Annotated in this window: 9 protein-coding genes; 2 read left to right on the forward strand and 7 right to left on the reverse strand. The window is 66.8% G+C overall.

From position 1 onward, the window contains the following. The first annotated feature begins 132 nt into the window (after positions 1 to 132). Complete coding sequence (locus QCE69_RS26715; RefSeq protein WP_309924886.1) at positions 133 to 1,614, forward strand: SulP family inorganic anion transporter; 1,482 nt, start codon at positions 133 to 135, stop codon at positions 1,612 to 1,614. Between the two features lie 51 nt (positions 1,615 to 1,665). On the opposite strand, the gene QCE69_RS26720 is transcribed toward QCE69_RS26715, so the two are convergent. Continuing rightward, complete coding sequence (locus QCE69_RS26720) at positions 1,666 to 3,633, reverse strand: alkaline phosphatase PhoX (RefSeq protein WP_309933897.1); 1,968 nt, start codon at positions 3,631 to 3,633, stop codon at positions 1,666 to 1,668. A 490-nt stretch (positions 3,634 to 4,123) separates the two neighbouring features. On the opposite strand from QCE69_RS26720, the gene QCE69_RS26725 reads away from it, so the two are divergent. Continuing rightward, positions 4,124 to 4,387: a DUF4148 domain-containing protein gene (locus QCE69_RS26725; RefSeq protein ID WP_309924893.1), complete on the forward strand. Its 264-nt coding sequence runs from the start codon at positions 4,124 to 4,126 to the stop codon at positions 4,385 to 4,387. Positions 4,388 to 4,393: 6 nt separating this feature from the next. On the opposite strand, the gene QCE69_RS26730 is transcribed toward QCE69_RS26725, so the two are convergent. The 6 genes from QCE69_RS26730 to QCE69_RS26755 all read right to left on the reverse strand — a co-directional run bounded on the left by QCE69_RS26730 (position 4,394) and on the right by QCE69_RS26755 (position 12,885). Then, positions 4,394 to 5,803 carry a heavy metal sensor histidine kinase gene (locus tag QCE69_RS26730; protein ID WP_309933899.1) on the reverse strand — a complete coding sequence of 470 codons (1,410 nt, stop codon included), beginning with the start codon at positions 5,801 to 5,803 and terminating at the stop codon, positions 4,394 to 4,396. Then, the gene (gene irlR / locus QCE69_RS26735; RefSeq protein WP_309924897.1) at positions 5,800 to 6,477 is read right to left on the reverse strand and encodes a heavy metal response regulator transcription factor IrlR; all 678 of its coding nucleotides are present in this window, start codon (positions 6,475 to 6,477) and stop codon (positions 5,800 to 5,802) included. Before irlR ends, QCE69_RS26730 begins: the two co-directional genes overlap by 4 nt. Next, a complete protein-coding gene (locus QCE69_RS26740) occupies positions 6,477 to 9,716 on the reverse strand; it encodes a CusA/CzcA family heavy metal efflux RND transporter (RefSeq protein ID WP_309933901.1) in 3,240 nt (1,079 codons plus the stop codon). Before QCE69_RS26740 ends, irlR begins: the two co-directional genes overlap by 1 nt. Before the next feature lie 6 nt (positions 9,717 to 9,722). Further along, positions 9,723 to 11,177 carry an efflux RND transporter periplasmic adaptor subunit gene (locus tag QCE69_RS26745; protein WP_309933903.1) on the reverse strand — a complete coding sequence of 485 codons (1,455 nt, stop codon included), beginning with the start codon at positions 11,175 to 11,177 and terminating at the stop codon, positions 9,723 to 9,725. A 10-nt stretch (positions 11,178 to 11,187) separates the two neighbouring features. After that, positions 11,188 to 12,447 (reverse strand): TolC family protein, encoded by a 1,260-nt coding sequence (locus tag QCE69_RS26750; RefSeq protein WP_309925315.1) that lies wholly within the window; start codon positions 12,445 to 12,447, stop codon positions 11,188 to 11,190. 177 nt (positions 12,448 to 12,624) lie between these two features. Then, the gene (locus QCE69_RS26755; protein WP_309817561.1) at positions 12,625 to 12,885 is read right to left on the reverse strand and encodes a DUF4148 domain-containing protein; all 261 of its coding nucleotides are present in this window, start codon (positions 12,883 to 12,885) and stop codon (positions 12,625 to 12,627) included. Positions 12,886 to 12,894: the final 9 nt, after the last annotated feature.

Consider the following 12,894-nt stretch of genomic DNA (forward strand, 5'->3'; position numbering starts at 1 on the left):
CCATCTGACCGACAGGGGTTCGCGGACCTATGACGTGCGTCGCCGGCCATCGTCCAAACGATCGCCGCGCAGCGCATGCATCGCCTTGCCGCGCCCGCGGTCGTTGCACTCATTCTCCATCCAGGTTCACCCATGAAGACCCACACATTGCGCGAGGAATGGCTCTCGAACGTGCGCGCCGACGTGCTTGCCGGCATCGTCGTCGCGCTGGCGCTGATTCCCGAAGCGCTGGCTTTTTCCATCATCGCGGGCGTCGACCCCAAAGTCGGGCTGTACGCCGCGTTCAGCATCGCCGTGGTCTCGTCGATCGCGGGCGGCCGGCCCGGCATGATCTCGGCGGCCACCGGCGCCGTCGCGCTGCTGCTGTCATCGCTCGTGAAGACGCATGGCGTCGAATACGTGCTGGCTGCGGGCATCCTCGCCGGCATCCTGCAGATCGGCGCCGGATTCGCGCGGCTCGGCGCGCTGATGCGCTTCGTGTCGCGCTCCGTCATCACCGGCTTCGTCAACGCGCTGGCGATCCTGATCTTTCTCGCGCAGTTGCCGCAGCTGAACGCGCAGCCCTGGTATGTCTACGCGATGGTCGCGGGCGGTCTCGCCATCATCTATCTGCTGCCGCGCCTGACAAGGGCGGTGCCGTCGCCGCTCATCTGCATCATCGTGATGACGGCCATCTCGATGGCCCTGCATCTGCAACTGCGCACGGTCGGCGACATGGGCCAGTTCCCCGACCGCCTGCCGGTGTTCGCATTCCCGCAGGTGCCCTTCTCGCTCGATACGCTGCGCATCGTCTTCCCGTACTCGGTGGCCATTGCCATTGTCGGGCTGCTCGAATCGCTGATGACGGCCGCCATCGTCGACGACTACACCGACACCCCCAGCGACAAGAACCGCGAATGCCGCGGCCAGGGCTGCGCCAACATCGTCGCGGGCTTTCTCGGCGGCATGCCGGGCTGCGCGATGATCGGCCAGACGGTCATCAACATGAAATCGGGCGGACGCCAGCGCCTGTCCACCTTCGTCGCAGGCGCGTTCCTGCTGGTGCTGGTGGTGTTCCTCGGTCCGTGGGTCAAGCAGATTCCGATGGCCGCGCTCGTCGCGGTCATGATCATGGTGTCGATCAGCACGTTCAGCTGGAAATCGATCGGCAATCTGCGCACGCATCCGAAAAGCTCGTCGGCGGTGATGCTGGCGACCGTGATCGTGGTCGTGGCAACCGGCAATCTGGCGATTGGCGTCGGGGTCGGCGTGCTGCTTTCGGCGTTGTTCTTCACGTCGAAGGTGCGCAGCGTGCTGGCGGTGGAATCCACGCTCGATGAAGCCGCCAGCGAGCGCCGCTACGTGGTGCGCGGGCAGGTGTTCTTCGCGTCGTCGGAAGCGCTGGTAGCCGAGTTCGACTTCAAGGAACGGGTGCGCGCAGTGCGGCTCGATCTGTCGCACGCGCACTTCTGGGACATCACCGCTATCGATGCGCTGGACCGTATCGTGAACAAGTTCCGCCGCAACGGGATTGCGGTGGACGTGACGGGTTTGAATCGCGCGAGCGCGACGATGATCGAGAAGTACGCCACGCACGACAAGACGTCCGCGACGCACTTCGAACCCACGCATTGACACGCAGGCAACGCAGCGAAGCATGGCGCTTCGCTGCTTCGACGAGCTCGCTCAGCCGAGCTTGATCGAGGTCGGATCGGCGGTCAGGTAGCCCACCGCCGCGCCGAAGCGATCCTTGTAGTTCGCGCGGACCAGCGGATCGAGCGTCGCCTGCACCTTCGCATGCAGCGGCAGTTCCCAGTCGCCGGCGTGCTGGAAGTTGCTCATGATATAGGTCCAGCCGTTGATCTCGTCGACGGCATGCAGGCCCGTCGATTCCGCGCCCGCCGGCGCCGAGAGAATCCGCGTCAGCGATTTCGTATCGACGTTGTACGCCCACATGAAGTTGTTGACGTGCCGGCCGCTGTCCTCGCCGATGAACAGCGTGCGCAGCTTCTCCGAGAACTTGAGGTTGTCCGGATTCGCCACCTTCTCCGGATTGCCGATGTTGCCGAGCTCGTCCGCCGTGATGTCCTCGCCGACCAGCGCGGCAGGCGCGCCGATATCCACCGGCACCCACTCGCTGTCGATGGCCGCGCCGCTCAGGTCGCGCTGGCCGCCCTTCAGGTTGAACGCATACACGGCGCCGGAATTGATCGCCTTGTCCACGGCGAAGTCACCGGCGTGCGCATCGCCCTTGACCATCGACTTGACGATCTGCGACATCGCCGAATAGACGATCTTGTCTTTCGCGTTGACCGTCGTGCCTTCGAGCTTCGTGAAGGTCATGCTCGCGCCGCGCAGCGCGGCATAACGGTGCGTTTCCAGGAACGCGGCGGCCTTCTCCATGCCCGGCTTCACGCGGATCCAGTTGAACGCGCCGTTGAAGTTGATGCGCGTGTAGCTGGCATCCAGCGTCGCGCCGACGGTCGCGTCGCTGACCACGTCCATGATGTCGGCGAGCGTCAGCGTGTTGGCGAGGTTCTCGATTTCATCGCTGGTTGCGTGACCGAGGTTGAGCCACGTGAGCGTCGCCGCGCCCGCGCCGGCCGTCGAGGTCTGCGTGCACTTCGCCACGTAGAGCGTGCCCGCCGAGAGATCCGCCTTCTTGTCCGCGACGAACATGAACACGCCGCCATTGGTGGCGTCGTCGCCCATCATCACGGTGCGCTCGTCCGGCAGCACCTGGATCAGCTCGTGCGAGATCCGGCCGAGGCAGTAGTGCTTCTTGATCGTGCCGGTGCCGTCCGGATGCACGGTGACTTCCGGCAGATGGCCGTAGTGATACGGACGCCCCTTCGTTTCGTCGCCATAGAGGTTCTTGCTGTAGGCGAGGAACTGCGCGTCCTTCGAGCCCAGCGCCGCGTCCGGCTCGTACTCTTCGCTCGACAAGTGCGTGTTCCACGGCGACAGGCTCGCGCCGCAGGTGATCCACAGGCCGTTCGCCTTCGAGGTATCCACGTTGGCGTAGCTGACCAGCGAGAGCTTGCCGGTGGCCGGATCCTGGTCCAGCGTCAGCACCGCGACAGGCGACGGCAGGCGGCCGTACATGCTGGCCGCGTTCTGGTCGCGCGTGGTGTATTCGAACTGCACGACCGCGAACACGGCATTGCCCTTCACGCCCTTGACGGTCGGGTTGTCGAGCTTCAGCAGCGAGGTGCCGTCCGGGCAATCCGAGAAGAACTGGCGCTCCTTGCCGGCCACCGAGCGATCGATGATCGGCTGGTTATCGATGTCGAAATAGCCGCCCGCGACGATCGTGCCGCCGGCCGTGTTCGGCACCGTATCGCCGGTGACGAAGAACGGCTGGTAGGCCAGCTTGTAGGCGCGCGCGCTGCCGTCGCTGAATTTCACGGTCATCGACGAAGCGACGGTCGTGGTGGCCATCGCGTTCGGCGTGGCCAGCGTGGGCGCCGCCATGCCGGTGAAGGCCGCCGTGGTGAAGGCGGCGGTGGGCTTGGGCGTGGCCGGGCTGCTGTCGCTGCCGCCGCAGGCCGTGGTCAGCAGCGCGGCGGTCGCGGCGCCGCCCAGCGGCAGCATCGGTGCGCCGGCGAGAATCTTGAGGGCTTTGCGGCGGGAAAGGTCGGTGGGCAGCGCCATGTGTGGGTTCGAGTCCTGTGTGTGGTTGTGGTCATTGCATCGCGGGCCGGATGCGGCCCCGGCGTGCTGATCGACGCGCTACTTTAGGAAAAGATTGTGAAATCAATTTGACAGGCTTTGGTAATTTTTTTGCCTCGCATCCGAAAGAATGGGGCGGTATGCGTCACGGCAGGCGCTCACCATTCGCGAAACGAGAAGGCTGCCTTCCGCATGCGGGTCATTCCGCCGGGCGGCTCCGGCGCACAGGATGATGCGTACCGCGCCAGGGTCGGCGCCGGAGTTCATGGCTGCGCTGGACTTCGGCTATGCCAGGCTGATCACGGCGCAGGACTTCGTCGCGTCGCGCCGGAAAGCAGCGGCCTGATCCCTGCCGCAGACCGGCGGCGAGTCTTGCGCAATTCTCATCTGCGCGTCATCTTCAGGCACCGCGCGCCTTCCATACTGCCTCTCAAGCTCGGCCAGCCGGCCGGCTGCACTCAAGGAGGCTCACATGAAGAAGTCGCTTCTCGTCGCCATGCTGGTTACTTCGTCGATGGCGCTGGCGCTTGCATCGGGCGCCGCGTCCGCGCAAGGCAAGTCGCGCGATCAGGTCAGGCAGGAACTCGTGCAGGCTCACCATGACGGCGACGTGCCGTCGGGCAAGACCCAGTACCCGCCCTCGGAGCAACTGGTCGCGCGCAACAAGGAAGTGCATGCATCGGCGGTGCATGCGGGCGAGAAGTCCCCTTCCATCGATCAGCACGACAAGCGTTGATCCGTCTCAGTCACTCGCAGCTGCCGCGTCGGCTTGCAACGCGGGATGCGGACGGCGCGGGAACGCCATCCAGAAAGTCGTGGCCACGTGCGGCACGCTGCGCACGCCGCACGCTCCGCCGTGCCGTTCCATGATCGACTTGACGATGGCCAGTCCCAGGCCCGTTCCCGCCGCCGAGTTGGAGCGTGCCGGATCGACACGATAGAAGCGGTCGAAGATCCGGTCCAGATGCGGCTGCGCAATGCCCTGGCCGGTGTCCGACACGCTGACCTTCGTCATGTCGGCGCCGTCCAGCACGCAGACCTCGCAGTCGATCCTGACCACCGAACCCTGCGGCGCATGCGACAGCGCGTTCGAGAGCAGATTGCTCAGGGCCCGCTGGTAGAGCAGCAGATCCGCATCGACGACGGCCGCGCCGCGTACCTCGATGCTCACGCACGCCTCCTCCGCCATCGACTCGTAATAGCCCGCCACGCGTTCGGCTTCGGCAGCGGCATCGAGCGCGCGCACGGCGAGCAGCGCGCCGGCCTGTTCCGAGCGCGCCAGGAACAGCATGTCCTCCACCATCGTCGTGAGCCGGCGATATTCCTCGAGGCTCGACTCGATCACCTCGCGATACTCGTTCGCCGTGCGTTGCTGTGACAGCACCACCTGCGCCGCCGCCTGAAGATTGGTCAGCGGCGTGCGCATGTCATGCGCGAGATCGGACGAGAACTGGCTCAGCAGCGTGAACGATTCGTTCAGCCGCCGCAGCATGGCGTTGAACGCGCGTTCCAGTTCCGCCAGTTCGCCCGCCGCGCCGAGCGCCGGTAACGGCTGCGCGAGGCGGTTCACGGAGATGGCCTCGGCATGCTCGACCATGCGCCGCAACGGGCTGATGCCGACCATCGTGATGCCGTAGGCGAGCGCGGCCGCCAGCAGCACGCCGAGCGCCTGGATCAACACGATGGTCCGCGCCTGCGCGCCCAGCAACGCGATATCGCTCGTGCGGTCGTAACGCACCACTACTTCGACGGAACGCGGGCTCGACCCGAGCGGCACCATCGCCTTCAGATAGCGGTAGTGCACGGTCGAGTTGTCGGGCTTCGCATCGTCGGCGCCGCGCCGGAAACCCGGCGTCGAGATCAGCAGGCGTCCGTCGACCCCGAGGATCGCGAGATCCACGTTGGCGCGCCCGTGGAGCGTTTCGGTCACGGCCGCAATGCCGGCTTCGGGCGTGCCTTCCGGCACCGCCTCCGCGAGATGCGCGCGCACTTCCTGCAGCGTGCCCGTCATCTCCGCCGACGAGGTCGCTTCGAGACGGCCCTTCAGCGTTTCATAGACCAGCACGCCGGTCGAGGCGAGCACCAGCGAAGTCGACAGCACGATCAGCACCGTCAGGCGCGCGCGCAGCGTGCGCGGCAGGAAGCACGTCACTGGAAGCCCCGCGCTTCCAGCACGTAGCCCATGCCGCGCACCGTGTGGATCAGCTTCGGGTGATAGTTGTCATCGACCTTGGAACGCAGCCGGCGGATCGCCGAGTCGACCACGTTCGTATCGCTGTTGAAGTTCATGTCCCACACTTGCGAAGCGATGGTCGCGCGCGGCAGGATCTCGCCCGTGCGCCGCATCAGCAGCCACAGCAGCGCGAACTCCTTCGCCGTGAGCAGGATCGTGTCGCTATTGCGCACGGCCTTGCGCCGCACCAGGTCGAGTTCGAGATCGTCGACGCGCAACGTGGTGACCTCGCGCGGCTGGCCCCGGCGCAGAATCGACTTGACCCGCGCCAGCAGTTCGACGAAATCGAAGGGCTTGACCAGATAATCGTCCGCGCCGAGTTCGAGACCCTTGACGCGGTCGTTCACGTCGTCGCGCGCGGTGAGGAACAGCACCGGCAGCGACTTGATGCGGCGCAGGTTGCCGAGCAGCGTCCAGCCGTCCTGACCCGGCAGCATCACGTCGAGCACCAGCAGGTCGTAGTCTTCCACCTCGGCCTGATGCTGGCCGGCAATGCCGTCGCTCACCCAGTCGACCACATAGCCCGCCTCCGTCAAGCCTTTCTGCAAATACGCGCCGCTCTTGGGCTCGTCTTCCACGATCAGAATCCGCATCAGTCAACACTCCGTGCAGGCCCGGCGCGGTGCGTGAGCACGCGGGGCAGGACACGCGCGAGCGCCGCGCGCAGCGATACCTGATGACTCAGGCGATACAGCACCGGCAACACCAGCAGCGTGAGCGCCGTCGAAGAAAGAATCCCGCCGATCACCACCGTCGCGAGCGGCCGCTGCACCTCGGCGCCGGTGCCGGTCGCGAAGGCCATCGGGATGAAGCCCAGCGACGCGATCAGCGCCGTCATCAGCACCGGCCGCAGCCGGGTGAGCGCGCCTTCGCGAATGGCGTCGTCGAGCGTCGCGCCCGCGTCGATCAGGTTGCGAATGAACGAAATCATCACGAGGCCGTTCAGCACCGCCACGCCGCACAGCGCGATGAGGCCGACCGCCGCCGTGATCGACAGCGGCATGCCGCGCAGCCACAGCGACACCACGCCGCCGCACAGCGCGAACGGAATGCCGGTGAACACCAGCAAGCCGTCCTTCATGTCGCCGAACATCACGAACAGCAGCACGAGCACCAGGAACAGCGCCAGCGGCACGACCAGCTTCAGGCGTCCGACCGCGCTCTGCAATTGCTCGAACTGTCCGCCCCACGCGAGCCAGTAGCCGGCCGGCAGGCGCACGCTGTCGTCGATGCGCGCCTGCGCTTCCGTGACGAACGAACCGACATCGCGGCCGCGCACATTGGCCGTGACCACCACGCGGCGCCTGCCGTTTTCGCGGCTGATCTGGTTCGGCCCCACGCCGACCTCGACCTTCGCGAGCTCGGCAAGCGGGACATACAGCGTGCGTGCAAGCGGCGCGCCCCCGACGCCGGACGCCGCACTGTCCGCCGCCGCACGCGCCGTCACCGGCAACGCGACCGGCAGACGCTTGATCGCCTCGATGTCCGAGCGCAGGTCATCGGGCAGCCGCACGACGATGTCGAAACGCCGGTCGCCCTGGAACAGCGTGCCGGCTTTCTGTCCGCCGACCGCCGCGAGCACGGTGTCCTGCACGTCGGCGACGCTCAGTCCATAGCGGGCCAGCTTGTCGCGCTCCAGCTGCACGCCGAGCACCGGCAGCCCCGAGGTCTGCTCGACCTTCACCTCGATCGCGCCCGGCACCTTCTGCAACGCGCCCGCCACCTTGTCGGCGTTCTCGCGCAGCACGGTCATGTCCTCGCCGAAGACCTTCACGGCGACATCGCTGCGCACGCCTGAAATGAGCTCGTTGAAACGCAACTGGATGGGTTGCGAGAACTCGTAGACATTGCCCGGGAAATCGGCGAGCACGGCCTCGACGTCCTCGATGATCCGCTCATGCGGCTTCTTCGGATCCGGCCACGCGGACGGCGGCTTGAGCATTACGTAGGCATCGGAGAGATTGGGGGGCATGGGATCGGCGGCGATCTCGGCCGTGCCGGTGCGCGCGAACACGCGCTCGACTTCGGGCACGCGCGCCTTCACCGCGTGCTCGATGGCCTTCTGCATGTCCACCGACTGCGACAGGCTCGTCCCCGGAATGCGCAGCGCCGCCACCGCCAGGTCGCCTTCGTTCAGGTTCGGAATGAATTCGCTGCCGAGCCGCGTGGCCAGCACGAGCGTCAGGGCGACGATCCCCGCCGCGCCCAAAAGCACGCCGCGCGGCCGCGCCATGAAACGCGTCAGGGTGGGCTCGTAGACGTGCCGCACGGCCCGCAGCAGCCGGCTTTCCTTTTCCGCGACGCGCCGGTTCACGAACAGCGCGACCGCCGCCGGAATGAACGTGACGGTCAGGACCATCGCGGCGGCCAGCGCCATGACGACGGTGATCGCCATCGGATGGAACATCTTCCCTTCGACACCGGTGAGCGCGAAGATCGGCAGATACACCACCATGATGATGAGCTGCCCGAAGATCAGCGCGCGGCGCGCTTCCTGCGAGGCTTCGAACACTTCGGCGAAGCGCTCCTCGCGCGTGAGCGCCCGGTTCGCGGCGCCCTGCGCATGCGCGAGCCGCCGCACGCAGTTCTCGACGATCACCACCGCGCCGTCGATGATGATGCCGAAGTCGAGCGCGCCGAGACTCATCAGGTTGGCGCTGACGTGCGCGTTCACCATGCCGGCGAAGGTCATCAGCATCGACAGCGGAATCACCAGCGCGACGATCAGCGCCGCACGCAGGTTGCCGAGGAACAGGAACAGCACCGCGATCACCAGCACCGCGCCTTCGAGCAGGTTCTTCCGGACCGTTCCCACCGCCTTCTCGACCAGCCCGGTGCGGTCATACACCGGCACGGCGCGCACGCCCGGCGGCAGCATGCGGTTCACCTCGGCGAGCTTCGCGGCCGCGGCCTTCGCGACCGAGCGGCTGTTCTCGCCCATCAGCATGAAGACCGTGCCGAGCACCGTTTCCTCGCCGTTCGAAGTCGCCGCGCCGGTGCGCAGTTCGCGCCCGATGTCCACGCGCGCCACGTCGCGCACGCGCACCGGCACGCCGCCCGAATTGGCGAGCACGATGTTCGCGAGATCCTCGGTGGAACCTGCCTGACCCGGCACGCGCACCAGATACTGCTCGCCCCGTTTCTCGATGTAGCCCGCGCCGACGTTCTCGTTATTGCGCTCGACGGCGCGCACGATATCGGCGAGCGTCAGGCCATAGGACATGAGGCGGCCCGGATTCGGCGCGATGCGGAATTCCTTCACATAGCCGCCGATCGAATTCACCTCCGTCACGCCCGGCACGTTGCGCATTTGCGGGCGCACCACCCAGTCCTGGATCTCGCGCAGGTCCGCGAGCGTGTAGCGGTTGCCATCGGGCTTGCGCGCCGCCGCGCTCGCCTCGACGGTCCACAGGAAGATCTCGCCGAGTCCCGTCGAGGTCGGACCCATGGCGGGCACGACGTTGCCCGGCAGCTTGTCGCGCGCCTCCTGGATGCGCTCGTTGACGAGCTGGCGCGCGAAGTAGATGTCGGTGCCGTCCTTGAAGATCACCGTGACCTGCGAGAGGCCGTAACGCGAAATGGAACGGGTCTGCTGCAGGTTCGGCAGGCCGGCCATCGCGGTTTCGACCGGGAACGTGATGCGCTGCTCGGCTTCGAGCGGCGAGTAGCCCGGCGCGGACGTGTTGACCTGCACCTGGACATTGGTGATGTCCGGCACGGCGTCGATGGGCAATTGCCGGTAACTGAACACGCCCCAGCCGGCTGCCGCGAGCGTCGCGAGCAGCACCAGCCAGCGGTGCGCAATGGCAAAGCGAATCAGCTTCTCGAACATGCGACGTCACTCCTCGGCGCTGGCCTTGCCCAGCTCGGCCTTCAGCACGAAACTGTTCGCGGCGGCGTAGCGCTGGCCGGGTACAAGGCCGCTCACGACCTCGACCGTATGCTCGTCCTGGCGGCCCACCGTCACGGGCTGCGCGACGAATCCCTGGTCCGACTGCACGAACACCGACGCGGCGCCCTCGACGTCCTGCAACGCGTCCTTCGACACGGCCACCGTGACGCCCGCGCGGCGCGCTTCCACCGCGACGTTCACGAACATGCCCGGACGCCAGACGCCATCCGGATTCGGCAGCACCACGCGCGCGACCGCCGAGCGCGTTTCTTCGCCGAGCAGTTCGCCGACATAGGACACGCGTCCCGTCGAACTCGAATCGAACGCGGCGGCCTTGACCGTTGCCGTGCGTCCGATCCGCACCTCGTCGAGCTGTTGCGGATTGACGGCCATCTCGGCCCATACGGTGGAAAGGTCGGCGAGCGTGAACACGTTGGTGTTGGCGGCGATGGCCTCGCCCGGCGTCACATGCCGCTCGACGATGGTGCCCTCGAACGGCGCCCGCAATTCATAGCGGTTGAGCGCTTCGCCGCCGAGCGGCGCGCCGATCGCCTCGAGCTTCTGACGCGCGCCGCGTGCGGCAATCTCCGCCTCGCGCAACTGCACTTGCGCCTGCAGATAGTCCTGTTCCGCCGAAATGCGTTCGAGCCACAGGGTCTTTTCGCGGTCATAGGCGACCCGCGCGGCGGTCAGCCTGCGTTCCGCCGTCAGCAGTTCGCTGCGCCGGTCGGCCAGATCGGTGCTGGCGATCACCGCGAGCAGCTGCCCCTTCGTCACCCGCTGGCCCACCGACACCGGCACCCGTTCGCCCACGCCGCCGACCCGCGGCCCCACGTGCGCCGTGCGATCCTGGTTGAAGCGGATTTCGCCCGGCAGTTGCAAGGTCGTCACGACTTCGCCCGGACCCGCGCTCGCCAGTCCGATGCGCGCAGCGTTCACCTGCTGCGGGCTCAGCTTGACGAGGCCGTCCTTGCGCGCAAAGACGAACGACGCCGACTTGCCTTTCCATGAAGCCTTCAAGGTCGCGTCGAAGACGTGCGGCCTGCCGACCGATTGCGACGAAACCAGATCGGCGCCTGACGGCACGAAGCGCAGGGACTGCGGCGGCGTGAACGGCCGCGCGAGCGAGCCCGTGATGCTGACGCCCTGCGTGACGGGCTTGCCGTTCGAAAAGGCGGCGACGATCAGGCGCGGATCGCCCGCCTGTTCCGACAACCCGACTTCGATGACCAGACCCAACAGCCGATACTGGTCGAAGCCGGGCCGGGACGCATTGCCGGAGACCGATGCCGTCGCCGGCTGGAGGGCGGAGTGTCCAGGGGAAAACAGCAGCGAGTCGAGCACGAAGCCCGCGCCGATCCCGCCGGCCACCAACGCTACATAGAGAAGTTTGCGCAACATGAACTGACCTTCAGGGAAGAACTGCAACCGGCGACGCGCCGGACAAGGCGGAGGATGTCGACAAGTCCGGGGACGACGGCAGCGGCGTGCCTTCGAGCCGTCCGAGTTCCGCGTATGCCAGATGCGCGGTCGTCAGGGCCTGCACATAGCGCGACTGCTCCTGGTACAGCGTGCGCTGCGCGTCGAGCACGTCGAGGAACGCGAACTTGCCGAGGTCGAAGCCGCGCGACATCGCCGTCAACGTGTCGCGCGCGGCGGGCAGCACTTCGGACCTGAGCCGTTGCGCTTCGGCGGCGGCATTCTGGAAATTCGTGTACGCCGACGAGAGTTGCAGCCGCAAGCTCGCCTTCTCATTGTCGAATTCGGCTTCGGCCTGCTCCGCGTTATGCGCCGCTTCGAGCAGCGCGCCCTTGTTGGTATCGAAAAGCGGCAGCGGAATGGACACGCCGATCACCGCCTGATTGAACGGCACGCCGCCCGTGACCACGTGCTTCATGCCCGCGCTCACCGTGATGTCCGGCACGCGCCGCGCGCGTTCCACCTGGATCGCCGCATCCGAGCGCAGCATCTGCGCCTTCGCGGTGCGCACCAGCGGCGCGCTGTCGGTTCGCGCGACCATCTCGGCAAGCGGTTCGGGCGTCGGCAGGGTCTCGATATCGCCCGCGACGGCACGCTCGCGCACCGCGGACGCGCCGGTGATCGTCGCGAGCCGGTCGGCCTGCACGTCGGCTTGCGCGCGTGCCCGCTGCAATTCGATCTGCGCACCCGCTTCGGCCACGCGCGCCTTGCCTGCCTCGACCGGCGAGATCTTGCCGGCCCGCACCCGCTTGTCCGCGGAATCCAGCGTGCGGCGCGCGATGTCCGCCGATTCGGTCGCCACCTGCAACTGACGTTGCGCCGCGAGCAGACCGTAGAACGCGTCGATGACCTGCGCCCGAAGCGCCGCATTGCGTGCGTCGAGACGGGCGAGCGCGGCCTCGCGGCCATACGACGCGACGTCGAGACGCGCGCCGCGCTTGCCGCCCAGTTCGATGCGCTGGCTCACGAGGCCGGTGCTGGTGCGCTCGGACGGACCGAAGCCTTCCTGGAGAAACGACACATCGGGATTGGGCCGCATGCCTGCCTGGAGGAATGCGCCTTCGGTGGCATCGGCGCCCGCGCGCGCGGCACGCAGCGACGGATTCGCCACGGCCGCAGACGCCAGCAGCGCATCGAGCGTCAGCGGCGCATCGGCCGGCAGCGGCTCGGCGCCGGCACGCGACAGGGCCATCGAGAGAATGAGAATAGAAGCAGTGCGCTTGAGCATGGGGAAGCGTGACCGGTGGAAGTCCTGTATTTCGACGTTTCACATAATGTTAGGGTGACTACCCAATCTGAGGATGATCGTCAGATGATGTTTTCGTCATTTGAGTCGCGCAACCTGGTTGTGTCTTTCGCGTGATGCCTGTCAGTTGCCCGTCTTCGCCGGTGCAATCGCGGCATCCTGGGGATGTTCGATCGCATGCCGCTGCTTGTTGCGCGCAATGCTTGCCGCAGTAGGCGGATATTCACTGTCGCGATGCGGCAGAAAGCCGTCGCGCCAGGCCTGTTCCAGCGGGTCGATGGCCTGCGCCGTGGTCCTGCCCGCGTCGGGTCCGTCGCCGTGCGCAAGGACCGGCGCGGACGCCGCGCCCAGCAACAGCGCCAGCCCGATGATCGTGTGTTTCATGGATGAATC

Source organism: Caballeronia sp. LZ032, assembly GCF_031451315.1.
GTDB lineage: Bacteria > Pseudomonadota > Gammaproteobacteria > Burkholderiales > Burkholderiaceae > Caballeronia.

What these genes read in the sequence shown, in the direction of transcription:
- QCE69_RS26715 (WP_309924886.1), top strand. Translation starts at nt 133, where the DNA reads ATGAAGACCCACACATTGCGCGAGGAATGGCTCTCGAACGTGCGCGCC.
- QCE69_RS26720 (WP_309933897.1), bottom strand. Translation starts at nt 3,633, where the DNA reads ATGGCGCTGCCCACCGACCTTTCCCGCCGCAAAGCCCTCAAGATTCTC.
- QCE69_RS26725 (WP_309924893.1), top strand. Translation starts at nt 4,124, where the DNA reads ATGAAGAAGTCGCTTCTCGTCGCCATGCTGGTTACTTCGTCGATGGCG.
- irlR (WP_309924897.1), bottom strand. Translation starts at nt 6,477, where the DNA reads ATGCGGATTCTGATCGTGGAAGACGAGCCCAAGAGCGGCGCGTATTTG.
- QCE69_RS26740 (WP_309933901.1), bottom strand. Translation starts at nt 9,716, where the DNA reads ATGTTCGAGAAGCTGATTCGCTTTGCCATTGCGCACCGCTGGCTGGTG.
- QCE69_RS26745 (WP_309933903.1), bottom strand. Translation starts at nt 11,177, where the DNA reads ATGTTGCGCAAACTTCTCTATGTAGCGTTGGTGGCCGGCGGGATCGGC.
- QCE69_RS26750 (WP_309925315.1), bottom strand. Translation starts at nt 12,447, where the DNA reads ATGGCCCTGTCGCGTGCCGGCGCCGAGCCGCTGCCGGCCGATGCGCCG.
- QCE69_RS26755 (WP_309817561.1), bottom strand. Translation starts at nt 12,885, where the DNA reads ATGAAACACACGATCATCGGGCTGGCGCTGTTGCTGGGCGCGGCGTCC.